The organism is Pectobacterium polonicum (genome assembly GCF_005497185.1).
Taxonomy (GTDB): domain Bacteria; phylum Pseudomonadota; class Gammaproteobacteria; order Enterobacterales; family Enterobacteriaceae; genus Pectobacterium; species Pectobacterium polonicum.
Map to the genome: position 1 here is coordinate 91,985 of NZ_RJTN01000012.1, position 24,924 is coordinate 116,908.

General features: G+C 53.0%; 21 protein-coding genes. 13 read left to right on the forward strand and 8 right to left on the reverse strand.

The genetic code is table 11. The features are described from left to right. Positions 1-18: 18 nt before the first annotated feature. Positions 19-1,158: a beta-galactosidase BglB gene (bglB, locus tag EDI29_RS13510; protein ID WP_095700449.1), complete on the forward strand. Its 1,140-nt coding sequence runs from the start codon at positions 19-21 to the stop codon at positions 1,156-1,158. 371 nt (positions 1,159-1,529) lie between these two features. Here bglB and EDI29_RS13515 read toward each other — a convergent pair whose 3' ends face one another. Further along, on the reverse strand, positions 1,530-2,276 hold the full coding sequence (locus EDI29_RS13515) for an SDR family oxidoreductase (protein ID WP_137741294.1): 747 nt from the start codon (positions 2,274-2,276) through the stop codon (positions 1,530-1,532). A gap of 8 nt (positions 2,277-2,284) precedes the next feature. After that, complete coding sequence (locus tag EDI29_RS13520) at positions 2,285-3,268, reverse strand: MBL fold metallo-hydrolase (protein ID WP_395303359.1); 984 nt, start codon at positions 3,266-3,268, stop codon at positions 2,285-2,287. Positions 3,269-3,372: 104 nt separating this feature from the next. On the opposite strand from EDI29_RS13520, the gene EDI29_RS13525 reads away from it, so the two are divergent. After that, positions 3,373-4,305, forward strand: a complete 933-nt coding sequence (locus EDI29_RS13525) for a LysR family transcriptional regulator (protein ID WP_137741323.1) — start codon at positions 3,373-3,375, stop codon at positions 4,303-4,305. 15 nt (positions 4,306-4,320) lie between these two features. Here the strand turns inward: EDI29_RS13525 and EDI29_RS13530 are convergent, their stop codons facing one another. Further along, positions 4,321-5,304 carry an MBL fold metallo-hydrolase gene (locus tag EDI29_RS13530; RefSeq protein ID WP_137741296.1) on the reverse strand — a complete coding sequence of 328 codons (984 nt, stop codon included), beginning with the start codon at positions 5,302-5,304 and terminating at the stop codon, positions 4,321-4,323. 202 nt (positions 5,305-5,506) lie between these two features. On the opposite strand from EDI29_RS13530, the gene queE reads away from it, so the two are divergent. After that, positions 5,507-6,178 carry a 7-carboxy-7-deazaguanine synthase QueE gene (gene queE, locus EDI29_RS13535; RefSeq protein ID WP_137741324.1) on the forward strand — a complete coding sequence of 224 codons (672 nt, stop codon included), beginning with the start codon at positions 5,507-5,509 and terminating at the stop codon, positions 6,176-6,178. Between the two features lie 46 nt (positions 6,179-6,224). Here the strand turns inward: queE and queD are convergent, their stop codons facing one another. From queD to EDI29_RS22770, 3 genes are all read right to left on the reverse strand, one after another. After that, positions 6,225-6,587 carry a 6-carboxytetrahydropterin synthase QueD gene (gene queD, locus EDI29_RS13540; RefSeq protein WP_039306667.1) on the reverse strand — a complete coding sequence of 121 codons (363 nt, stop codon included), beginning with the start codon at positions 6,585-6,587 and terminating at the stop codon, positions 6,225-6,227. Positions 6,588-6,669: 82 nt separating this feature from the next. Next, the gene (locus EDI29_RS13545; RefSeq protein ID WP_137741297.1) at positions 6,670-8,004 is read right to left on the reverse strand and encodes a glycoside hydrolase family 28 protein; all 1,335 of its coding nucleotides are present in this window, start codon (positions 8,002-8,004) and stop codon (positions 6,670-6,672) included. Between the two features lie 311 nt (positions 8,005-8,315). Further along, positions 8,316-8,483 (reverse strand): hypothetical protein, encoded by a 168-nt coding sequence (locus EDI29_RS22770; protein ID WP_167494511.1) that lies wholly within the window; start codon positions 8,481-8,483, stop codon positions 8,316-8,318. 68 nt (positions 8,484-8,551) lie between these two features. Between EDI29_RS22770 and EDI29_RS13550 the strand changes: the two genes are divergently transcribed. Then, positions 8,552-9,844, forward strand: a complete 1,293-nt coding sequence (locus tag EDI29_RS13550) for an ABC transporter substrate-binding protein (protein WP_137741298.1) — start codon at positions 8,552-8,554, stop codon at positions 9,842-9,844. 36 nt (positions 9,845-9,880) lie between these two features. Here the strand turns inward: EDI29_RS13550 and EDI29_RS13555 are convergent, their stop codons facing one another. Beyond that, positions 9,881-11,560: a hypothetical protein gene (locus EDI29_RS13555; protein WP_137741325.1), complete on the reverse strand. Its 1,680-nt coding sequence runs from the start codon at positions 11,558-11,560 to the stop codon at positions 9,881-9,883. 330 nt (positions 11,561-11,890) lie between these two features. Next, a complete protein-coding gene (locus EDI29_RS13560) occupies positions 11,891-12,631 on the reverse strand; it encodes an EAL domain-containing protein (protein WP_137741299.1) in 741 nt (246 codons plus the stop codon). A 529-nt stretch (positions 12,632-13,160) separates the two neighbouring features. Between EDI29_RS13560 and EDI29_RS13565 the strand changes: the two genes are divergently transcribed. The 9 genes from EDI29_RS13565 (at position 13,161) to EDI29_RS13605 (ending at position 24,893) form a co-directional block, all read left to right on the forward strand. Beyond that, positions 13,161-14,885 (forward strand): PilZ domain-containing protein, encoded by a 1,725-nt coding sequence (locus EDI29_RS13565; protein ID WP_137741300.1) that lies wholly within the window; start codon positions 13,161-13,163, stop codon positions 14,883-14,885. A 278-nt stretch (positions 14,886-15,163) separates the two neighbouring features. Next, complete coding sequence (gene cysJ / locus EDI29_RS13570) at positions 15,164-16,993, forward strand: NADPH-dependent assimilatory sulfite reductase flavoprotein subunit (RefSeq protein ID WP_137741301.1); 1,830 nt, start codon at positions 15,164-15,166, stop codon at positions 16,991-16,993. Further along, a complete protein-coding gene (gene cysI, locus EDI29_RS13575) occupies positions 16,993-18,726 on the forward strand; it encodes an assimilatory sulfite reductase (NADPH) hemoprotein subunit (protein ID WP_137741302.1) in 1,734 nt (577 codons plus the stop codon). The genes cysJ and cysI overlap by 1 nt, the downstream gene beginning before the upstream one ends. 12 nt (positions 18,727-18,738) lie before the next feature. Then, positions 18,739-19,473, forward strand: coding sequence for a phosphoadenylyl-sulfate reductase (locus EDI29_RS13580; RefSeq protein ID WP_137741303.1), 735 nt, complete (start codon positions 18,739-18,741; stop codon positions 19,471-19,473). Between the two features lie 547 nt (positions 19,474-20,020). Then, positions 20,021-21,463, forward strand: a complete 1,443-nt coding sequence (cysG, locus tag EDI29_RS13585; protein WP_137741304.1) for a siroheme synthase CysG — start codon at positions 20,021-20,023, stop codon at positions 21,461-21,463. A 9-nt stretch (positions 21,464-21,472) separates the two neighbouring features. Beyond that, the gene (gene cysD / locus EDI29_RS13590) at positions 21,473-22,381 is read left to right on the forward strand and encodes a sulfate adenylyltransferase subunit CysD (protein WP_010299862.1); all 909 of its coding nucleotides are present in this window, start codon (positions 21,473-21,475) and stop codon (positions 22,379-22,381) included. 74 nt (positions 22,382-22,455) lie between these two features. Continuing rightward, a complete protein-coding gene (gene cysN / locus EDI29_RS13595; protein ID WP_137741326.1) occupies positions 22,456-23,883 on the forward strand; it encodes a sulfate adenylyltransferase subunit CysN in 1,428 nt (475 codons plus the stop codon). Between the two features lies 1 nt (position 23,884). Beyond that, positions 23,885-24,502 carry an adenylyl-sulfate kinase gene (gene cysC, locus EDI29_RS13600; RefSeq protein ID WP_137741305.1) on the forward strand — a complete coding sequence of 206 codons (618 nt, stop codon included), beginning with the start codon at positions 23,885-23,887 and terminating at the stop codon, positions 24,500-24,502. A 58-nt stretch (positions 24,503-24,560) separates the two neighbouring features. Beyond that, positions 24,561-24,893, forward strand: a complete 333-nt coding sequence (locus EDI29_RS13605; RefSeq protein WP_025919292.1) for a DUF3561 family protein — start codon at positions 24,561-24,563, stop codon at positions 24,891-24,893. Positions 24,894-24,924 lie beyond the last annotated feature (31 nt).

The window sequence follows — 24,924 nt, forward strand, 5'->3', positions numbered from 1 at the left end:
TCAATTGGATGAATGACTATGACCGTATTCAGTGTAAAACATAGCCCGCTTTTACGTCAGCCAGAACGCTTCATCTCCCGTGAGGATCTGAAGGCGCTGATTTGCCGTATCACCGACAATCTGGTGAATATCGAGGATAAAACCGGTGAGTTCTTGTTACGGCTGGACGATGGTCGGGTGATTGATACCAAAGGCTGGGCGGGATGGGAATGGACGCACGGCATCGGGCTGTACGGCATTTATCAGTATTACCAGCAAACGGGTGACGAGCAGATGCGCGCCATCATTGACGACTGGTTTACTGAGCGTCTGGCGGAAGGCACGCCGACGAAGAACGTGAACACCGTGTGCCCGTTCCTGACGCTGGCTTATCGCTATGAAGAAACGGGCGATGCGCGCTGGCTGCCGTATTTGGAGCGCTGGGCAGAGTGGGTGATGTACGAAATGCCGCGCACGGACAAGCAGGGCTTGCAGCACATTGTTTATAACAATGAAAACCATCAGCAGATGTGGGACGACACGCTAATGATGAGCGTGCTGCCGCTGGCGAAAATCGGCAAGCTGTTAAACCGGCCTGAGTTTGTGGAAGAAGCTACATATCAGTTCCTGTTGCATGTGCAATATCTGATGGATCGCGAAAGCGGTCTGTGGTTCCACGGCTGGACGTTTGAGGGGCAGCACAACTACGCGAAAGCGCGCTGGGCGCGTGGCAACAGCTGGCTGACGATTGTTATTCCTGAATTTATTGAACTGCTGGATCTGCCGGAAAACAACGCGACGCGTCGCTTCCTGTTGCAGGTGCTGGAAAGCCAGATTGAAGCATTGGCGAAATATCAGGATGACAGCGGCCTGTGGCACACGCTGATAGACGATCCGAATTCGTACCTGGAAAGCTCGGCTACAGCCGGTTTTGCCTACGGTATCCTGAAAGCGGTGCGCAAGCGCTACGTCGATCCGAGCTATGCTGAAGTGGCGGAGAAAGCGATTCGTGGCGTGATTAATCACGTCAATAAGGACGGTGAGTTGACGCAGGTGTCATTCGGCACCGCGATGGGCAACGATCTGGATTTCTACCGCAACATTGCGCTGACCTCCATGCCTTACGGTCAGGCGATGGCGATCCTCTGTCTGGCGGAATACCTGCGGGTGTATTTGTAAAGGGTTAACGTGAGCGTTGCCTCTTAGTCATATCGGTTATGCTGGCTAAGAGGCTCGTTTCGTGCGCGATACCGCCGCTATTCATATGCGATACCGTATACGCGCCCGACACAGGGAGGCTCAGTCGCCGCCACCCTGTGAACCCTGGCTTCCTGCTAAATTATGCCGCTGTGCGGTGCCATCGGTGTTCATGACCGCGATTCGAGCCGTCAGTGACGCGTTCCCGACGCGGCACTGACTTTCGCGGCATCCATGCCGCTCACTCGGCGGTCACGCCCACCGCTGCATAATTTTTACGCTGGATAACGGCAAAAACCGTAATAATTGGCAGCATTTGTGTATAAGAAATTAGCGAAGATAAGAGGGATGTTTTATTTCCCGCCCGCGAGGTCGATAAAATTCCCAGTGACATAGGACGCCTCGTCCGATAACAGCCAGCCTATTGCTTGCGCCACTTCCATCGGGTGACCACCCCGTTTCATCGGCAGCGAATGCTTGATGCGATCCACTCTCGCCGGTTCTCCGCCGTCAGCGTGCATATCGGTATAAATAAAACCAGGTCGCACGGCATTAACCCGAATGCCCTGATCGGCGACTTCCAGTGATAAACCAATCGTTAAGGTATCGAGTGCGCCTTTTGACGCCGCATAATCAATGTATTCATGCGGTGAGCCCAGACGGGCGGCTGCGGATGACACGTTGACGATAGCACCGCCTTTTCCGCCATGCCGGAACGCCATACGCTTGACCGCTTCCCGGGCACAGAGAAAACTGCCCACCGTATTGGTGGCAAAAATATTGTTAAGCCGCACGGCATCGAGTTGTTCAATGGTAGCTTGTGGTTTAAGCATCGCGGCGTTATTCACCAGACCTGTCAGGCAACCAAGTTCTTTATCCGTTCGCTTAAAAAGCTCGATGACCTGCTCTTCATCCGCGATATCGACCTGAACGGCGATGGCGGTTCCGCCGCTCGCGCGAATCTCGTCGAGGACGCTATTCGCACTGTCCTGCTGGGTGCGATAGCCGATGCAAATCTTATGACCTTTTCCTGCCAGATAGCATGCGGTTGCGCGACCAATGCCGCGCGAACCGCCAGTAATCAACGTAATGAATTCCATTCTGCCCCTTAGTTTTTTAGCCCCGCCATACTGTAATTCGCCGGGAGCCAGCGATAGCCGTTTGGTTTACCGTTAGCATCATACACGGCTTTAACCTGGCCTAAACCGGGGAAGGAAATGTGTGCTGCCCCAATCCATTCATTATTGCGTGCGGCCTCTGCCAGAATCTGTAAACGTGCCTCTGCGGCTTCATCCATATTGCGATCGAAGTCGATCGTGGTCAGGGGGCGAGGAAATTGTACGGCTTCGGCATGGATCGTATCGCCCCAGAGCGTCAGCTTTTGGCCGTCGCTTTCGATCTGATAAAGGCTATGCCCCGGTGTATGTCCCGGTGCTGGCACGGCGGTAATGCCAGGGAAAAGCCGCTGTTTACCTGCGAAGGTTTTCAGCCGGTTGGCGGCAAGCACGGGTTGCAATGAGTCCTCAGACTGCCCAAACGTGTGTTTTTCGCTATCCCGCACATGGTCGCTGTTAGCCGGGTTGAGCCAGAAATCCGCATCCTTCTGGTTAACATAAACGGTGGCATTAGGGAAAACCAGCTTGCCGTCACGCGAGACACCGCCGGAATGGTCAGCATGAATATGGGTTAGCAGAACGGTATCGATCTTCTCGGGTGGATAACCTGCGGCACGCAGGTTGTCGGGTAGTTTTCCACCCAGTTTACCGAATAGTGGCCCAGCCCCCGTGTCTACCAATATCAACTGTTTACCCGTATTAATCAGATACGCATTAATGGAGGTTTCCGCCTGTGGCTGGAGATTCTTTTGCGCCAGCAGGTGCAGCATTTCCTCATGGGAAATATGGGTGAGCAGCTTATCCAGTGGAATAGTGACCGTGCCGTCAGAAAGAGCCGTGATTTCAAACTGGCCTAGCATCATCCGGTAATAACCCGGTGCCTGCGTTCTTTGTTGAGGCACCGATTCTGCCTCAGCTAAAAGGGGCGTTCCCGCCAGTAAGGCGACCGATAATAACGTTTGTTTCAGAAGATTCATTTTCATCGCACACTCTTGGAAGGTGATCCTGCTTGTCAGGGACTGGAACGATTATTCTGCTGGCGGTACCATTGTTCAAATTGATTAATTTGATACTGCCTATCATGGAAAATGATTTTCGCGGCGTGGATTTAAATCTGCTGGTGACATTTCTGGTGTTGTATCGTGAGAAAAGCGTCTCTGCGGCGGCGGATAAGCTGCATTTAGGGCAACCCGCCGTGAGTGGGGCGCTGGCACGTTTACGTACGCTGTTTGACGATCCGCTTTTTATCCGCACGGGACAGGTGATGCGCCCGACGGCGCGTGCAGATTATCTGGCGGTCCAGCTGTCGCCCGCTTTTGAACACTTGCAGTCGGTGCTGGGCGAACCCGAAAAGTTTGATCCATTAACCGATTCACGCGTGATCACGCTGGGAATGACCGATTGGGTGGAAATATGGCTAATGCCGCTGCTGCTGAAACGGCTCAAAGCGAAGGCACCCGATTTGCGCATCAACCTTGTTGCCACCGATCCGTTTTTGGATGTGGCTCGGCTGGAAAATGACAGCGTCGATCTGGTGATTTCCGTTGCCAGCGCACAGGCAGGCTGGCTGAAGCAGCGTGCCTTGCTATCGTCAGGGTTCAGAGCACTTTGGCATCCGCAGCAGCTTGATCTGCCGCGTCCTCTTCCTTTAGCCGTATACAGCCAGCAGCGCCATTTATTGGTGACCTACCGTGAACGCGCACATGGCGTCGTGGACGACATGTTGGAAAAACAGGGCATGACGCGGACGATTCATTACACCACGCCACATTTCTCCGCTCTGCCGGGAATATTGCAGCAAACGCCGTCAATCGCTACCGTGCCGGAAAAGCTGGCGACGCAGTGGTGTCAGTATTATGGCTTGATCGATAGCCCTGTGCCGCTTGCGTTACCGACCTATACGCTCTCGGCGCTCTGGCATGCCAGGCAGGACAGTAATCCGGCGATAACGTGGCTGTATGGGCAAATTGCTGAGGTGGTGGCAGAGCAGGGGACGGAACCGCCCCCTGCTTGAGTGACGGCAAGGAAATTATTGAGATAATCCTGCCACACTGTAATTCGCCGGAAGCCAGCGATAGCCGTTGGTGGTGCCGTTGCGTTCCAGACGCGTGCCAACGTGGCCGATACCGGGGAAGGGCAGGTGAGCGCCCGCGACCCAGTAACCTTGGCTGGCGGCGTCAGCCAGCGCTTTATTACGGGATTCCGTCGCCTGATCCATATTTGAGTCAAAGCTGATGGTGGTAGTCGGTAAACTCATCTGTACCGCTTCTGCATGAATGATATCTCCCCATACCAGCAGTTTTTTCCCCTCACTGTCGACCATAAACGAGGTGTGTCCCGGCGTATGGCCTGGGCTTGGGATCGCGGTGACGCCGGGTAACAATGTTGCCTGCTGAGCTGGGAACGTTTTCAGCTTGTTCTCTTTGCGAATGACATCAAAGGTGTTTTGCACGCGTTGGAACGCCGCCTTTCTGTTCTCAGGCGCGTTCTTCAGGTTTTCCGGGCTGAGCCAGAAGTCAGTTTCTGGCTGGCTGACATACACCGTGGCATTTGGGTAGTTCAGCTTATTGTCCTGTACCAAACCACCAAAATGGTCGCCGTGCAGATGAGTCATCAAGATGGTATCGACCTGCTCAGGTTTGTAGCCCGCGGCAATCAGATGCGGCAGCACTTTCCCGACCGTAGGATTGCTTTGCTTGCCGTTGCCCGTGTCTATCAAAATCAGGTGTTTCCCGGTATTGACTAAATAGGCGTTGATCGAGGTTTCCACCTGCGGCGTCAGCGATTTCTCTGCCAGCAGTTCGGTGATTTTTTCCGGTGGGGTGCGCTGCAACAGCTTATCCATCGGCATGGTGTTGGTGCCGTCAGACAGGGCGGTGATTTCAAACTGTCCGAGCATGATGCGGTAATAGCCTGGTTGCGTTTTAACCTGAGCAATATCCTGTGCCTGCGCAATCGCAGGGACAAATGCACACGAGGCGAGTAATAAGGCTAATGGTTTCAATAACTTCATTTATTGTTGTCCTTGTTAATAATGAAACATAAAAAGCAGGTGAAATCGTAACAACAGATTGATTATTGACGCATGTTCCGAATTACTCAACTGTCCCCAGACTGGCGTGTTTCCGCCGCATTTGTCGCCGCATCGCCACTGTCCTGCAACGCGAAGGATTTAGGGTATACTGCGTTTTTAAGTGAGCGAGACAGTGAAAACCATGCAGTACCCGATTAATGAAATGTTCCAGACGTTACAGGGCGAAGGCTATTTTACCGGTGTGCCGGCGGTGTTTGTACGCCTGCAAGGGTGTCCGGTAGGCTGTAGCTGGTGCGATACCAAACATACCTGGGACAAACTGGCAGAGCGGGAAACCTCATTGGATCAGGTGCTGGTAAAAACGGAAGAAAGCGATGCCTGGGGCGCAGCGAGTGCGGACGATATTCTGGCACTGATGGCGCAGCAGGGCTATACGGCACGCCATATTGTGATCACCGGCGGAGAACCCTGTATCCATGATTTGGCACCGCTGACGCTACAGCTGGAAAAGCAGGGCTTCAGCTGCCAGATTGAAACCAGCGGCACGCACGACGTGCGCTGTTCGCCCAAAACCTGGGTGACGGTATCGCCGAAGGTGAACATGCGTGGCGGCATGAAGGTACTCGATCAGGCGTTACAGCGGGCGGATGAGATCAAACACCCGGTGGCGCGTGAACGTGATATTGAAGCGTTGGATGCGCTGCTGGCGCGGCTTGATGATGATAAGCCGCGGATTGTGGCGCTACAGCCGATCAGCCAGAAAGACGATGCGACCAAACTGTGTATTGAGACCTGTATCGCCCGCAACTGGCGGCTGTCTATGCAGACACATAAGTACCTGAATATTGCCTGATATCAGAGGGCGTGAGAAAGGGGCTCACGCCAGACGATAACCGCATTCACTCGCCTTTATAGACGCAGCCAGCGGTACAGGTTTCTTTCACCATCACGGCGCTGAGCAGTGGTAACGTCGGTTTCAACTGCTGCCAGATCCAATGCGCCAGCACTTCGCTGGTCGGGTTCTCCAGACCGGGGATCTCATTCAGATAGTGATGATCCAACCGCTCCCAGGTCGGTTTAAACGCGGCTTTCAGCTCAGAGAAATCCATCACCCAGCCGGTATACGGATCGACTTCACCAGTAATTTCCAGTCTCACCATGAAAGAGTGCCCGTGCAGTCGACCGCACTTGTGGCCTTCCGGCACGTGAGGCAAGTGATGTGCAGCTTCGAACTGAAAATCTTTAAAGAGTGTAGTGACCATAGCGAGGTTCCCGGTTTCGTTCTGAAAAAGGCGCTTTCAGAACATAGTATGCAAAAAGCCGTCGCATACTACCCGAAAGTCCTTATTCTTCCAACTGCACGATCGCGGCGTGATGCCAGCCGGATGGCAGCGGATCGGGGCGGTGGATCGTCATGTGGCTGGTGGTCAGGTTCAGTACGCCGCGGGCAAAGAGTGCGGGCATGCCGTTAGGGTAGCGCTCAACACCGAAGGCGCAGCCCGTTTCAGGATCGACCCGATAGGCATTGTCCAGCCCCATTCCTGTTGGTCGCTCCGGGTTGCAGGGCGGGCGCACATCGTACATGCCCTGTTCCGGTGAATCGCTCTGCCGCTGTTCGAGATGCACCGCGTGGAAATGGATATCACGAATGTAGCCTGCGGGCGTGCTGTGCAGGTTAATCGCCCCTTCGCTGATCCCCGCGATCTGAGAAAACTGTACTGCTTCGATCCGACCGGGTTCGATGGCCGGATCGCGATAACGCACGGAGATAAAGATCGGATCGGCTTTGCCCCAATGGCACGGGTGCGCGGCGACGCACTGGAACGTGATGTTGCTGAATTGCAGGCGTCTGAATGTGCCGCCATCGCGGGAGATCAGGCCGATTGCGCGGTTAGTGTCGTAAATAGCGCAGTTGCTGACGGAAATATCCTCAATATCGGCAAAGGTTTCGGTACCAATTTTCAGCGCACAACTCTTGGAACGCAGCAGGCAGTTACTGATGACAACCTGCTGCACTTTACGTTGTAGATGGGGCGGTTTATGGGTGGTTTTGATACACAGCGCATCATCGGCGGCACTCAATGAACAGTTGCTGATTTGCACCTGCTGGCAGCTATCAAGATCCAGCGCGTCGGTATTCGCCATGCTCAGATCGTTATCAATTGTCAGACGTTCGACAATGATCTGGCGACAACTGACCAGATGCACGGTCCACATCGGCGCATGTTCAATCGTAAAATCACACAGGCGGACGTGTTCGCAATCCTCAAAGACCACAATGCGTGGGCGATGCTGCGCGGGTAGGCGATAGCCCTGATCGTCCGGCTCCGCAGAGAAATAGGCGTCGGCATTTCCCATGATCTTACCTTGACCGCAGATCGTGATATTGCGCTGTTGATAGGCATAAAGAAACGCACGGTGCGACAGTTCGGCCATGCTGATCGTCTTGGCCTGCGTAAACTGTTCATAGTCCCCGCTGACGATGAGCTCCGCACCCGCCTCCAGTTGCAGACAAAAATTGGAGGGCAACAGTAATCCCCCTAACAGATAACGTCCTGGCTCCACCGTCAGGGTGCCGCCGCCCTGTGCCGCAATTCGATCGATAGCCTGCTGAAAAATGGCAGTATCCGGTGTGACGCCGTCGGCGGCAGGGGAGTATGACTGAATAGAGTGTTTCATGATGAGATCCAATGTTGTCCTTCATGATCGCATTGCAGCACGTTTTGGCGTGTTCGGCAGGAGCTGTCACGATGAAATCTGCGGTGCTTGGAGCAGGCTTCACAGCGCAGGGCATACTGCTCAAGAGAATGTGAAAGGCATAACGAAGAGGGCGGTGCAGTGCTTCATACCGTGTGTGTTTCATCACGCTTTTACGTCGACTTTTCTTTTTTGCAGCATACCTGAGGTGGTCTTGTTGTTTTTGTGTGTCTTATTTGTGAATTAAATCTCTTTTTGGTGTGATGCGTCGGTTAATGATGTGAGGCACCTCCCTACTGCGCCAGATAGCGCTCACGCGGTGTGATTGAAACGCTCACTAACGCTGCGTTGTCAGCGATATTTCTTCCGCCAGCCCCGCAAATCACGCGTTTTCTCGCTGTGGCGACTGGCGCGATAAAAAAGGTTCTGCCTATCTTGTCAGGGGCGAGAAATGTAGCCATGTACCCTACCTGTTCTCATCTATACGCCACACCAGACACACCACAATAATAATGTCGTTGGGGGAAAAATGAGATTACCTGGACTGATTGCCATCGCCTTCTCTGCGCTCTGTTCGTTCGCGCAGGCTGCTGAACCCGTGGAATTACGCCTCTCCTGGTGGGGAGGAAACAGCCGTCATCAGGCAACATTGACCGCGCTGGAAGCGTTTCAGAAACAATATCCGCATATCAGCGTAAAGCCCGAATACACCGGTTGGGATGGGCACTTATCTCGCCTGACGACGCAGATTGCCAGCGGCGAAGAACCGGATGTGCTTCAGGTTAACTGGAACTGGCTGCCGATTTTTTCCAAGACGGGCACCGGGTTTTATGACCTGAATAAGCTGACCGGTACGCTGAAATTGCAGGATTTCCCCGAAGATGCGCTGAAACCGGCGACCATCGACGGCAAGGTGAACGCGATTTCCACCTCGCTGAATGCGCTGGTGATGTACTACAACACGGAAACCTGGAAGAAGGCCGGGCTACCGTATCCCACCACCTGGGATGAGCTGTTCCATGCGGGTAAGGTATTTAAAGAAAAACTGGGTGATAACTATTTCCCCATTGCTTCGCCTGCGCAGGATAGCGGTGAAGGCGTGCTGGAATTGATCAACTACTACATGACGCAGAAATATCAGATCGGCATGATTGACGAAAAGAACAAGCGCTTTAACTACAGCGAGGCGCAATGGATCGAAGCATTCCGTTTCTACAAGCGTTTGATCGACGAACATGTGATGCCGTCCTCGAAGTATTACAATGCGTTTGGCAAAGTTGGCATGTATGAAACGCGCCCCTGGATTAACGGAGAATACGGTGGTGCGCACCTGTGGATTTCGGTGGTGAAAAAATACGCCGATCCGCTGGTCGCGCCCGGCAAGCTCGAATTAGGACCGTACATCATGACGCCGGGATCGGAGAATTCAGGACAGTTCTTCAAACCGTCGATGTTGTTTGCCATTAGCAAAAATACCAAACACCCGAAAGAAGCGGCGCTGTTGCTGAACTATCTGATGAACGATCCTGAAGGCGCGCTGCTGATGGGCACCGAGCGCGGTATTCCGCTCAGCCGCATCGCCAGACAAGCGCTGGAAGAAAAGCAGAAGCTGGATACCAACGATCTGTCGGTTGCCGGATTATCGCTGGCGCTGCAAAAACCGATGCAAACGCCCGTTTCCTCTTATCTTGAAGATCCGCAGCTTGCTAGCCTGATCCTACAAACCATTGAACAGCTCGATTATGGCAAAAAGAGCGTGGAAGAATCGGCGAAAAATTTCAGCAGTTCAGGTGAGCGTATTCTGAAACGGGTGGTTCGCTAATCGAATGAAGGGCTAAGATCGTGACTGGCCGGTGCGTTACGTGAGTTCAGCCAACTGCTGTTGCAGGCTATCGGCTAACGCGCGTGGACGCCCGGCATCAAACATCACATGCAGACTCACCGGATAATCCCGGTGTTGCAGACAGAAATCCTCCATCTCATGTCCAATGCCGTATAGCGCCTGAATATTGGTTTTGGCGATTTCCCGCAGCGTCCAGTTGTTCTCCACCCGTTTGCCGTAGTGCAGCGTAAAGAAGGCTTTCTGCGCGTGAACAAAGGCGCGGCAATACAGCGTCAGACCGCGCCATTCCTGCTGCCAGCGTACTCTCAGTGCTTCCGGCATCGTGTGTTCGCGGGAGAATTGCAGTGCGGCCTGCTGGCACTGTTCCGCCAACTGCCAGGCGGCATCTTTCTCTTTCGCAATGTGGTAGAGGTTCTGCGACGCCAGCTCCGCATGCTGCGGATCGAACGTAATGTCCTGACCGGAGCCCGGCAGCCAGTGGTTACGATTGAGCTGACCGTACAGGCTCCAGATCGCCTGACCAAAGCTGGTCGGCAGCAGGCTGTGGCGATGAAAAACGTGGTGGCGGGCATAGAGCGACAGTGAAATGGCCTGATGCGCCTGATCCAACAAGGTCTGCATGGTGTGCAGTATGTTATCGTCCGGCTGCCACTGGTAGCGTGCCAGTAGCCACTGTGCAAACAGCGTATTTTCGTTTGCTGATGCAGTCTGGTTCGTGAGTAATCGGGAGCAGGCGAACAGGGTGAATTCACTTAGTGTACCTATCACGCTGTGATTATCTACGCCTTCCCAACTGATGCGGCACAGGGCGCTGACAATCGCGGGATTTTTCTCCCGACACCACAGTAGTCGACCCTGAACTTCGGTGTAGCGTAGAAAAGGGAGATTGCCCCAGCCGACTTCTTCGCCTGCCAGATCCAATTCAACCCAGACTTCACGCCCGCTGACGTCCAGCAGCGTCGGATTATTGGGAAACTCAGGCCAGAAGCGTTCTGGCGTGACTTTGATCGCGACGGAAACGGACTCCGGCAGTGTGCGAATCGCGTTCAGAACGTTACCGATATCCTGATGGCTGGCGGGAAAGGCGCGCAACACCAGATGGCGCTGGTGATAGTGCATCACACGGGCGACGGCAGAGAATAAGCGGTGATAGATCTGCTCGCTGGTGGCGTTGGTCGGCCAGTGTGTGGTGACGGGAACGGTGCCGTTAATCTCATCGCCGGAAGGCGCGGAAAAGCGCAGCAGGCTGTCGCTGTTGGAGATCGCCAGCAGCAGGCCGCTCAATCGCGGAATTTGCTGCATCAGCAGTTCGACTTTGGCGGCAAGGTAGTCGCACCAAAAATCGGTATCCATGCGGAGGCTATGTGTGTCGTCCAACAATTCCGGGTGATGAAGCAGGAGATCCGTGGGAAACGACAGCTCTTTGCATTGCAGATACAGCGCCAGACCCTGTTCACGGCAGTGCGCTGCGATCTGATTCAGGTAAACACAGCGGGAACGCTGCTGGCTGCTGATGCGATCGTCAAAACGCGCGTTATTGTAGGCTTCTGGCGTTACCAGCTTATCCAGCAAATCTGCCGCACCCAGCACTAGCGTATTGAAGCCGTGTTCACGGGCGTAATCGATGACCGAGAGGACCTGTTGCCAGTGCCAAATATCCTGCGTATTGAGTTCCAGCGCGCGCCGTTGCCACATCATTTTTCTCCCGTTGCCACTGGCGTGAGTATCGCATTGATGTGTTATCGCAAAGGATAAATTCCTGCGGCGAACGCCAGAAATGTGAGCCTGTTCGCTAATGTTGATTGCCTAAGAGGCTAGTCGCGGGGGATTTGTCGTGGGCATTGATGCCACAAATGCGTTGACCAACGGGGAATTAGACAGCTGAAACCGAGCATATACCCCAAATAATTCGAGTTGCAGGAAGGCGGCAAGAGAGGGAGTCCCGATGAGCTTACTCAGGTAAGTGATTCGGGTGAGTGAACGCAGCCAACGCACCTGCGGCTTGAAGTATTACGGGTATATCAGTTAAAACCCTTCCAGCAGCCTTAATTGGCTGAATGTTAATGGGCGATAGAAAATATATCCTTGAATCCCAATGGGATGGTATTTATTTAACCGATTCAAATCGGTGGCCTTTTCAACACCTTCACAGATAATATTAACCCCAAGTGGAATAAGTTTGTTCAATAAGGCTTTTAGCTTTTGTGATTTTGTCTCTTCTTTACCGATGCCATCGATAATGGAACGATCGATTTTTATTGTATCAAAGTTAAACAGGCTCAGGCTGTCTATCTGTAGATTTCCTGCGCCGAAATCATCTAATGAAATCATAAAACCATATTGTTTTGCTTGGTGTAAAAAGGGAATTCCATCAATTAACTGTTGTCGGGTCGTTTTTTCACTGATCTCTATTTCTATATTCTGCGGTCTGACTTTATGCATTACGCATTTTTGATACAATTTTTCCAAATAGGCAGTGTTATTAAAAAGCAAGTGTGACAAATTAAATGATATTGTCATGCTGCTTTTGTTTTTTATTACCTGGCAGACCACATCAAACATAAAGTCTGTTACTTCATCAATTGCTTCACACTGCTCAATTTTATCTATTGTCTGTTGGGTTGGTGCTAACACACCTTCTGAGTTATAAAACCTGGCAAGAGCCTCATAACGGAATATTTTATTTTGAGGGAGATGGATAATAGGCTGAAACTCTGCTGTCAGCCTAAAAATTTTCCCATCGATATTCAATGTTGTTGTATTCATTTTACTGATTACTCACCCTCTCCATAGAAATAGCAATTCCATAACATTGCTCGTCTGGATTCTACACAGTAATTTGGAATGTTTGGAAATTGTTTTAAATGATCAATAATTCTTGTTTGATAGTCAATGGCTATTGATTAAAAAATAATGATCGTTTAAATCTATGTATGTATTGGTTTTTTATTCCTTTTATTTGTATTTTAATGGTGTTTAATGTTGGTTGTTTTTGTTTTATTGGGTTTAATATTCTTTTTGCTCTAATTTTAGTCAGTTTTTGGGGCGTGTGTGGCCGTTGTGACTTCTGAGCATCCTTGTTAGGATGATAAACAAGGATGAAATCGTCGTTTCGTAATGATATTGGGATGAGAAAAAATAAGAGATTGAGCCTGGTTGACGTTTTACCCAGGGAGGTAGGCATTTTTATAAATCATTAAACCCTACGATAGAATTCGTTTTTATTAAAAAGAGAGAAGTCCTTTTTGGGATTTTTTGGGATATATCACCATCGCGTTAATAGGTGGATCTTATAGTGGAAAAGTTTTCTCCCCCTCCCGCTAAAGTGATTAGCGCATTGCTGCAACATACCTATGTGATGTCTATCTATGCCAAAGATATGCTATATGCATTAAAGGCAGATGTTGCGGAACTGAATCTGGATAAAAGCCGAATCGTGTTGGATGTGGAATATTCTGGCTCGGATATCGACAGATATCTTGCAGATGGTGGTTTGAATTTTGATCTGGAGGCACTCAAAGGGACGGAGAACATCGAACGAGAAACTTACAGTCTTTGTAATATTCCCACACAGTTATTCAAGATGGACAGTATGTTTTATCGTCTGGAATGTCGTCTGCCGGAGTCTGTTTTCGTTACGGAAAACAGAGGGGCGATTCGTATTCCTTTTATTCTTGGCATGCAGGCTCGTGCTCGCATTGAAGTCTATATGCACACGCTTAATGTGCCTGGAACGTTGCGCAATTTATCGACCGGTGGGTGTATGGTCGAAATCGATCTGGTTGAGAGCATTGCGATTGAAGTGGGTCAAGACATCCCCGGCGTCGCACTTGAATTCCCTAACGGAGAAAGCTTTTATGCTGAGGGGAAAATTCGCCATATACGGCCTTTTGGGAATAATGGCTACGCCGCTGTTGGCATCCAATTTATCAATTTGTCTTCATCACAGTCTGAAGCGTTGCTCCGTTATACGAATGAATCGGAAAGAGAAGCCGCATACCGAACCGGCGTGACTGGCAGCATGGTGTATTCATCCCCCTTGTTCATTCCGGGCACTAAGGAGAAAAGTCTATTGCTGCGAGAAAGTCAGGAGCGAGAGAAACGTACCCGGCAGACGCCGATGGAACGCGGGGTAATGGAGGTCGCCCATCGGCTTCAGATTGGGCTGATGTACATGAAAACGCGCAATCAACTGCCCGTTGAGATCTTCTATGACTGTGTTGACACTCTGCTTTATATGGTCAAAAAAGAGAGAAAGGCTTTTTTGTATGCGCTGTCGTTCCTGCGTGATGAGGCGGATTGGGTCAGACATGCCGTGCAGGTCGCGGGGAAACTGGCCGATATGCTGTTACTTTCCGATCCCCATGCGCCTCACGTGCGTGAGGCGGTGCTAGGCGCGTTACTCCACACCATGGGCAAGCCGCTGCTGGTGAACGCCAGCCTTCCGTCGCTGAAAGTGAATATGAACCCGGCGCAGAAAGCGATCCTGAGTGGTCATGTGGGTGTGCTGTGCGCGAAATTACGTGAGCTAAATTGGGTGATCACCCCCACGTGTCGTGATGTGATTGAGAATGCTAACGAACGTTTGGACGGCAGCGGCTATCCACAGGGCAAACATGCCGATCGGCTATCGGAACTCGCCCGCTTAGTCTCCGTGATTAAGGCGATTAATAAGCTAAGGCATACGCGCAATGGCATTTCTCCTCGCACGCCATTGGCAGCCTACCGGAAAATCTATGAGGCGAACGGTGCCTATGATAAGGCTGTATTGGTCAATTACGTGCAGATTTACGGTCTCTATCCAATAGGCAGTCTGGCTAAATACTCGGGCGGATTTCTTGGCTGGGTAATGGATATTGATAAAAAGGGTAAACCGATCGTGGTGCATCTCGTCAAGAATCTGCGCTTTCCTGATACCAATATCAGCAGCGTCGTCTCTAAAGGAGATTTGTTGCAGGTCGGTCAGCTCGAAAACGTCGTACATCCCGACGATTTTGGCATGAAAGTCCTGAAAATTTAACCCACATCCTGTTTATATGGGGCTGCGTGGCAGCTCCTTCTTCCGCATGAATTTCTACCGATATCGCCACGCAACGCCCATGCCATCGGCTATAACACTTTAAGCAATAAGGGCTATCAGAAAAACCATTTAGTCATTTTGGTTATTTAATATTTCCATCATTTCTTTAATTGTTAAGATGCAGATCGTTACCCTTATCCTCCATCCATCTTTTTATTGCATGTTTTTGTATTAGCGTCGTTGGCTAACTGCACAGGCACAAGGAAACAGAAATCACAATGACTACTCCGGTTTCCCCCACTTCATTGCTTCCGCTGAGTGCGGAGCAATTAACGCGTTTACAGGCGGCAACCGGTGATTTCTCATCGACGCAGCTGGCCTGGCTATCCGGCTATTTCTGGGGGTTGGTACAGCAGCCTGGGAACGTGCAGCCAGGCGCGATAACCGCCACGGCCACGGCGGTGTCCGCAGTCACGGTGCCAGTGCAAACCATTACGTTGATCTCCGCCTCGCAGACCGGCAACGCGCGCCGGGTCGCAGAACAGCTGCGTGACGATCTGCTGGCAGCCAAGCTGTCCGTCAATCTGGTCAATGCGGGCGATTACAAATTCAAGCAAATTGGGCAGGAAAAACTGCTGCTGATTGTGGCCTCGACGCAAGGTGAAGGGGAGCCGCCGGAAGAGGCGGTCGCGCTGCACAAGTTCCTGCTGTCCAAAAAAGCCCCAGAGATGAAAGACACTGCGTTTGCCGTGTTTGGCTTGGGTGATACTTCTTATGAATTCTTCAGCAAGGCGGGTAAGGATTTCGATAACCGTCTGGCTGAGTTAGGTGCGGAACGTCTGCTGGATCGTGTTGATGCGGATGTCGATTATCAGGGGCTTGCCGAACAGTGGCGACGCCAACTGGTGGATATTTTACAGGCGCGGGTGCCGGTTCAGGGAACGGCGGTAGCACAGATTGCCGCTCAGGGCGCACTGGATGAAATTACCAGCAGCCCGTATAGCAAAGCTTCACCGCTGCATGCCACGTTTGCCGTCAATCAGAAAGTGACCGGGCGTAACTCCGAAAAAGATGTTCGCCATATCGAGATCGATCTGGGCGATTCTGGTTTGCGTTACCAGCCGGGAGATGCGCTGGGCGTGTGGTTCGATAACGATCCGGAACTGGTGCAGGAATTGCTGGGATTACTGTGGCTGAAAGGCGATGAGTCCGTCAGCGTTGACAGCAAGACGCTGCCATTATCGCAGGCGTTGAAAAGCCACTTTGAACTGACGCAGAACACCGCACCGATTGTCGAGAAATATGCGGCACTATCGCGTAATGAAACGCTGTTGTCGCTGCTGGCCGATAAGCCTGCGCTTCAGCAGTTTGCACAGCGAACGCCGCTGGTTGATATGGTGCGACAAGCGCCGACTGAACTGACGGCGGAGCAACTGCTGGGCCTGCTGCGTCCGTTGACGCCGCGTCTTTATTCTATTGCTTCCTCGCAGGCGGAAGTCGAAAGCGAAGTGCATATCACCGTTGGCGTGGTGCGCTACGAATACGAAGGCCGCGAGCGCGCCGGTGGTGCCTCCAGCTATCTGGCCGACAGGTTGAGCGAAGACGACGAAATCCGCGTCTTCATCGAACATAACGATAACTTCCGTCTGCCTGCCAATTCTGACGCGCCGGTCATCATGATCGGGCCGGGAACCGGGATTGCGCCGTTCCGCGCGTTTATGCAGCAGCGCGATGCCGAAGGAGCTGAAGGGAAAAACTGGCTGTTCTTCGGTAACCCACACTTTACGGAAGATTTTCTGTATCAGGTGGAATGGCAGCGCTACGTCAAAGATGGCCTGCTGACTCATATCGACTTGGCCTGGTCACGCGATCAGGCGCATAAAGTTTACGTGCAGGACAAACTGCGGGAAAAAGGCGCGGAAGTGTGGCGCTGGATTCAGGATGGCGCGCACCTGTACGTGTGTGGTGATGCCAACCGTATGGCGAAAGACGTCGAGCAGGCGCTGCTGGATGTGATAGTTGAGCATGGCGGCATGGACAGTGAACAGGCCGATGAGTTTTTAAGCGATTTGCGCCTTGAGCGCCGTTATCAGCGAGATGTGTACTAATGAGTGAAAAATACGTTTTCAGTGAAAAACACCCCGGTCCCTTGGTGGTAGAAGGGAAACTCGCTGATGCTGAGCGCATGAAGACAGAAAGTAACTTTCTGCGCGGCACGATTGCTGACGATCTGAACGACGGTCTGACCGGCGGCTTTAAGGGCGATAACTTCCTGCTGATCCGTTTCCACGGTATGTATCAGCAGGATGACCGCGATATTCGTGCCGAACGTGCCGAGCAGAAGCTGGAGCCGCGCCATGCGATGCTGCTGCGCTGCCGTCTGCCCGGTGGCGTGATGACGCCAGAACAGTGGCTACGGATCGACAAATTTGCGACTGAAAATACGATCTACGGCAGCATTCGCATCACGAATCGTCAGACATTCCAGTATCACGGCATTCTCAAATCGAACGTGAAACCGGTACACCAGATGCTGAATAGCATCGGTCTGGATGCGCTGGCGACGGCGAACGACATGAACCGTAACGTGCTGTGTACGTCTAATCCGATAGAATCCGAACTGCATCAGCAGGCCTATGAGTGGGCGAAAAAGATTTCTGAGCATCTGCTGCCGCGTACACGCGCCTATGCTGAGATCTGGATGGATCAGGAAAAAGTGGCAACGACGGATGAGGAGCCGATTCTGGGCTCGACGTATCTGCCGCGTAAGTTCAAAACCACGGTGGTGATCCCGCCGCAGAATGATATCGATCTGCATGCGAACGATCTCAACTTCGTTGCGATTGCCGATAACGGCCGTCTGGTGGGCTTCAACGTGTTGGTGGGCGGCGGGCTCTCTATCGCGCACGGCGACAAAGAAACCTATCCGCGTACCGCCAGTGAACTGGGCTACATTTCCATTGAGCATACGCTGGCCATCGCGGAAGCGGTGGTGACCACGCAGCGCGATTGGGGTAACCGGACCAACCGTAAAAATGCGAAAACCAAATACACGCTGGAGCGTGTGGGTGTAGACAACTTCAAGCAGGAAGTGGAAGCACGTGCCGGTGTGAAATTTGAAGCCGTGCGCCCTTATGAATTCACCGGGCGTGGCGATCGCATCGGCTGGGTAAAAGGCATCGACAATAAATGGCATCTGACGCTGTTTATCGAAAACGGTCGTGTTCTGGATTATCCAGGCCGTCCGCTGAAAACCGGCCTGGCGGAAATTGCCAAGATCCACAAAGGGGATTTCCGGTTAACGGCGAACCAGAATTTAATCATCGCGGGGGTTCCTGCGCGTAGCAAAGCGAAGATTGATGCGCTGGCGCGTGAGCACGGCCTGATTGATGACAGCGTCAGCGAGCAGCGCAAGAATTCGATGGCCTGCGTGTCGTTCCCAACCTGTCCATTGGCGATGGCAGAAGCCGAGCGCTTCCTGCCGGAATTTGTCACGAAAGTGGAAGGGATTATGCAGCAGCACGGCGTGGGCGATGAACATATCGTTCTGCGCGTGACGGGCTGCCCGAACGGCTGTGGCCGCGCGATGCTGGCGGAAATTGGTTTAGTGGGCAAAGCGGTAGGGCGTTATAACCTGCACCTCGGTGGGAATCGAGAAGGAACACGTATTCCGCGTATGTATCGCGAAAACATTAACGAAACCGAGATCCTTGCAGAAATCGACAGGCTTATCGGGCTGTGGGCGCAAGATCGCCAGCCGAATGAAGGCTTCGGTGATTTCGTGATTCGTACCAACATCATTAAACCGGTGCTGGACCCCGCCCGCGATTTTTATGACTGACAGGAGAGCCTGATGGCCGAATTTAATCTTGAGGCGCTCAACGCGTTACCGAAAGCGGAACAAGTAGCTGAGTTGGCTACGGTGAACAGTCAGCTTGAAGCGCTGTCTGCGCAGGAAAGAGTGAGCTGGGCGCTGGAGAATCTGCCTGGCGACTATGTTTTGTCGTCCAGCTTCGGCATTCAGGCTGCGATATCGCTGCATCTGGTGACGCAACAGCGGCCGGATATTCCGGTCATCCTCACGGATACCGGTTATCTGTTTCCTGAAACCTATCAGTTTATTGATGCACTGACGGAACAGCTTAAGCTGAACCTGCAAGTGTATCGCGCCGCTGAATCGGCAGCCTGGCAAGAAGCGCGCTACGGCAAGCTGTGGGAGCAGGGCGTGGAAGGCATCGAACGCTATAACCTGCTGAATAAAGTCGAGCCGATGAACCGTGCGCTGAGCGAGTTAAAGGCGAAAACCTGGTTTGCTGGTCTGCGCCGCGAGCAGTCCGGCAGTCGGGGGGAATTGCCCGTGCTGGCGATTCAGCGCGGCGTCTTCAAATTCCTGCCGATTATCGATTGGGATAATCGGACGGTGTATCAGTATCTGAAAGAAAACGGCCTGAGTTACCATCCACTGTGGGATCAGGGCTATTTATCCGTCGGCGATACCCACACCACCCGCAAATGGGAACCGGGCATGAGTGAAGAAGAAACGCGCTTCTTCGGCCTGAAACGCGAGTGCGGCTTGCACGAAGGGTAAAAGGCGTCTGACACATTGTCGTTTGCCTGCCAGTCTCTTAGCTATATTTTTATGCAAACGCGGAGACGGTTTCGTGCGCCATAACACCGATATTTTTATGCTATCTCGTAGCACGCGCCCGACTCGGGACGGCTCAAACGCCGCTCGCCCCGAGACCCCAGGCTTTTGGCGGGAATTATGCCGCTACGCGGTGCCTTCGTCGGTATCTGGCTTAACGGACCGCTTGCGACACGATTACTCGCCCCATAAATGGGGCTCGCCCTTCGGGCCAGCACGTGGCGCAAGCTTTCGCCGCGTCCCTGCGGCTCATCCTAAGCCCGCTATCTCCTCAGCATAATTTTTTACGCCGGAGAATAACAAAATCTGCAAAGCCTGTGGATTTGTGTATAAGAAACAGTCTTTGTTAAGGGGGAGCCTCCACCCAATCACAGTTGTAAACGTGGTGTTATTCCATTACGGAACTTGTCATTCCAATTCGGCATTTCATAAGTGTTCTGTCCTCACCGTATAGTCGCATTATCTACTTTTTTGCTTAGTTAAGGCGATTGTGAACTATCTCCCTATATTTGCCGATCTTCGTCAGCGCCCGGTATTGGTCGTCGGTGGCGGCGAGGTTGCTACGCGCAAAATCGATCTGCTGCAACGCGCAGGTGCGGAGATAAAAATCGTCGCGCAGGCGCTGGCGGAGCCGTTGGCGGCGCAGCATCAGGCCGGGCAGGTTGAATGGCTGGCGCATACTTTTACGCCTGAGCTGTTATCTGGCGTGTTTCTGGTGATTGCTGCAACGGATGACGCTGAGCTGAATGCGGCCGTGTTTGACGCGGCGAACCAGCGTCATTTGCTGGTGAACGTGGTGGACGATCAGCCGAAGTGCTCGTTTATTTTCCCCTCGATTGTCGACCGCTCTCCGATGGTAGTGGCGATTTCTTCAGGGGGGCAGGCACCGGTGCTGGCGCGGTTACTGCGTGAAAAACTGGAATCATTACTGCCTGCCAGTTTGGGTACGATGGCGGACATCGCCGGAAGCTGGCGCAACAGGATTAAAACCCGACTGCATTCGATGCCAGCCCGTCGCCGCTTTTGGGAACGGCTATTTGTTGGACGTTTTGCGTCGCTGGTGTCTGCCGGACAGTTGGCGCAGGCCGAAGATGAATTGCAACAACAGTTGGTTAATCAGCAAGATGAACAGCAGCTGCCAGCGGCATCACGCGGTGAAGTGGCACTGGTTGGCGCAGGCCCCGGCGATGCGGGGTTGCTGACGCTGCGCGGATTACAGGTAATGCAGCAGGCGGACGTGGTGCTGTATGACCATCTGGTCAGCCCCGATGTGCTGGATCTGGTGCGACGCGATGCCGAACGCATCTGCGTTGGAAAACGTGCCAGTGCGCATTCGCTGCCGCAGGATGAGATTAATCAACTGCTGGTAACGCTCGCGCAGGAAGGCAAGCGGGTGGTGCGCTTGAAAGGCGGCGATCCCTTTATTTTTGGCCGCGGTGGCGAAGAACTACAGGCAGTGGCACAGGCGGGGATCACGTTTCAGGTGGTGCCCGGTGTGACGGCCGCAGCGGGCGTCACGGCGTATGCGGGGATTCCGCTGACGCACCGTGACTATGCACAGAGTGTACTTTTTATTACCGGGCACTGTCGCCCCGATGGCGATGCGCTGGACTGGTCAACGCTGGCGCGTGGGCGTCAGACGCTGGCGATTTATATGGGAACAATGAAAGCCGCGGAGATTTCACAGCAGCTGATCGCGCATGGCCGTTCATCGCAGACGCCCGTTGCCGTGATCAGTCGCGGCACCCGACACGATCAGCAGGTGCAAATCGGCACGCTGCAAGAGTTAGAACATTTGGCACGGCAAGCGCCGACACCGGCGCTGCTGGTGATTGGCGAGGTGGTGGATCTACATCACCAGATTGCCTGGTTTGGTCAGACAACGCCGACGGTGCCGCAAGACAGCCGCCCTGCGGTAGTAAACTTGGCTTAAGGAAAGGGTATGGACGAGAAACGACTCACGCATTTACGGCAGCTTGAAGCCGAAAGCATTCACATCATCCGCGAAGTGGCGGCCGAGTTCAGTAATCCGGTGATGATGTACTCCATCGGCAAAGACTCTTCGGTGATGCTGCATCTGGCGCGCAAGGCGTTCTATCCGGGATCGCTGCCTTTCCCGCTGCTGCACGTTGATACCGGCTGGAAATTTCGTGAAATGTACGAATTCCGCGACCGCACGGCGAAGGCCTACGGCTGTGAACTGCTGGTGCACCGCAACCCGCAGGGTGAAGCGCTGGGGATTAACCCTTTTGTACACGGCAGCGCCAAACACACCGACATCATGAAAACCGAAGGGCTGAAGCAGGCGTTGGATAAATACGGTTTTGATGCCGCATTTGGCGGGGCGCGTCGCGATGAAGAGAAGTCGCGTGCCAAAGAGCGTATTTACTCCTTCCGCGACCGTTTCCATCGTTGGGACCCAAAAAACCAGCGCCCAGAGCTGTGGCACAACTACAACGGTCAAATTAACAAAGGCGAGAGCATCCGCGTTTTCCCGCTCTCTAACTGGACCGAGCTGGATATCTGGCAATATATCTATCTGGAAAATATCGATATTGTTCCGCTGTATCTGGCCGCGCCGCGTCCGGTGGTCGAACGCGATGGCATGCTGCTGATGGTGGATGACGATCGCATCGATCTGCAACCAGGTGAAGTGATTGAACAACGCATGGTGCGCTTCCGCACGCTGGGCTGCTGGCCGCTGACCGGCGCGGTGGCATCTGAAGCGCAGACACTGCCAGAGATCATCGAAGAGATGCTGGTTTCTACGACCAGTGAACGTCAGGGAAGGGTAATTGACCGCGATCAGGCCGGTTCAATGGAGCTGAAAAAGCGTCAAGGGTATTTCTGAGGAATCGTCGAATGAGCCAAATTTCTTTAAAAGATGCAGCGGCAGACAATGCGGCTGAGAAAGATGCAGTCGTCATCAATAATGCGATTGCACAGCAGATCGCCGAGCAGGGCGGTGTGGAAGCATATTTACATGCGCAGCAGGATAAAACGCTGCTGCGTTTTCTGACCTGCGGTAGCGTTGACGATGGGAAAAGTACGCTGATTGGTCGTTTGCTGCACGATACGCGCCAGATTTATGAAGATCAGCTCAGCACGCTGCACAACGACAGCAAGCGTCTGGGTACGCAGGGCGAGAAATTGGATTTGGCACTGTTGGTCGATGGGCTTCAGGCCGAGCGTGAACAGGGCATTACAATTGACGTGGCCTATCGCTATTTCTCGACGGAAAAACGCAAATTCATCATCGCGGATACGCCGGGACACGAGCAATACACTCGCAACATGGCAACCGGCGCATCAACCTGCGAGCTGGCGATCCTGCTGATTGACGCCCGTAAAGGCGTATTGGATCAAACTCGTCGTCACAGCTTCATTGCGACCCTGCTGGGGATTCGTGATTTGGTGGTGGCGGTGAACAAAATGGATTTAGTGGATTATCAGCAAACGGTATTTGAACAGTTTAAGCAGGATTATCTGGATTTTGCTCAACAACTGCCTGCCGATCTGAATATTACCTTTGTGCCGATTTCCGCACTGGATGGCGACAACGTTGCGACGCCGAGTACGACGATGGGCTGGTATACCGGGCCAACACTGCTGGACGTGCTGGAAACGGTCAATGTGGCACAGCGCACGCTGGAACAACCGATGCGCTTCCCGGTGCAATATGTCAATCGCCCGAATCTGGACTTCCGTGGCTACGCAGGAACGCTGGCATCCGGCATTATCCGTGTCGGGCAGCGGGTCAAAGTCCTGCCGTCCGGCGTAGAATCCACCGTTAGCCGTATTGTGACCTTTGACGGTGATTTGCCGCAGGCGCAGGCCGGTGAAGCGATTACGCTGGTGCTGGCGGATGAAGTGGATATCAGCCGCGGTGACCTGCTGGTCGACAGCAGCGAGTCGCTGAAAGCGGTGCAGCATGCGCTGGCGGATGTCGTCTGGATGGCGGAGCAGCCGCTGGTGCCGGGACAGAGCTACGACATCAAGATTGGCGGCAAGAAAACGCGTGCTCGGGTCGAAAATATTCAGTATCAGGTTGAGATCAATACGCTGACGCAGCGCGTAGCGGAAAACCTGCCGCTAAACGGTATCGGTTCCGTTGAGCTGGTTTTTGATGAGCCGCTGGTGCTGGACAACTATCAGCACAACGCGGTGACGGGCGGAATGATCTTCATTGATCGTCTGAGCAACGTCACGGTGGGCGCGGGTCTGGTGCGGGAACCTATCGAACAGGTGTATCAGGAACCGGGTGCGTACAGTGCGTTTGAACTAGAGCTGAATGCACTGGTACGTCGCCACTTCCCGCATTGGGGTGCGCGCGATTTGTTAGGAGGCAAATAACGTGTCTTTACGCGATGAACAGACTGACGATAACGTGGTTTGGCATGCGCACGATGTCACCCGTGAGTCGCGCGAGAAGCTACATGGTCATCAGGGCGTCGTTATCTGGTTTACCGGGCTGTCTGGGTCCGGTAAATCCACGCTAGCAGGCGCGTTGGAGCAGGCATTGCACCAACGTGGCGTCAGCACCTACCTGCTGGATGGCGACAATGTTCGGCACGGTCTATGCCGAGATCTCGGCTTCACTGACGACGATCGGCGCGAGAATATCCGCCGCGTAGGTGAAGTCGCCAAACTGATGGTGGATGCGGGTCTGGTGGTGCTGACCGCGTTTATTTCGCCGCATCGCGCCGAGCGCAAAATGGTGCAGGATCTGCTCGGTGACGGGCAGTTTATTGAAGTTTTTGTGGATACACCTTTAGCGATCTGTGAAGCACGCGATCCTAAAGGGCTGTACAAAAAAGCCCGCGCGGGGGAGTTGCGCAATTTCACTGGGATCGACTCGGTGTATGAAGCGCCGGAAGCGCCGGATAGTCATCTGGATGGCGAACAATTCGTAACAACTTTGACCGGCCAATTGTTAGATCTGCTTGGCAAGCGAGCTATTATCAAGCTCTGATGTCCCCGCTTTTTTTCACCGAGTTGTTGGGTGATGCAGGGGAATAATGGGAAAGATTATGCAAAATGCCACGCAGTTAACGATTAGCAAGACTCGTCCAGCGCAAGAAGAGGATGACAGCGTTTCCTATCTGTTTATGGGAGCGGTGACGGGGTTCTCCTTTTATTGGCTGGCTTTTAGCATCCCTTTTCTGGTGTATGGCTCTAACACTACGTTTTTCTTCATGCTTTACACGTGGCCGTTCTTTTTGGCGCTGATGCCGTTTTCAGTGCTGGTTGGCGTCGGGTTTAGCTTTCTGCTGAGAGGCTATCTTTTTTATACGCTTTTTGCGACAGGGCTGACGGTGGTCTGCCTATTCTGGCTGGTTTTTTCTTTTTTGACGGGGTGGTAGGGGAAAAGGCTGCCAGCGTGGATGCTGACAG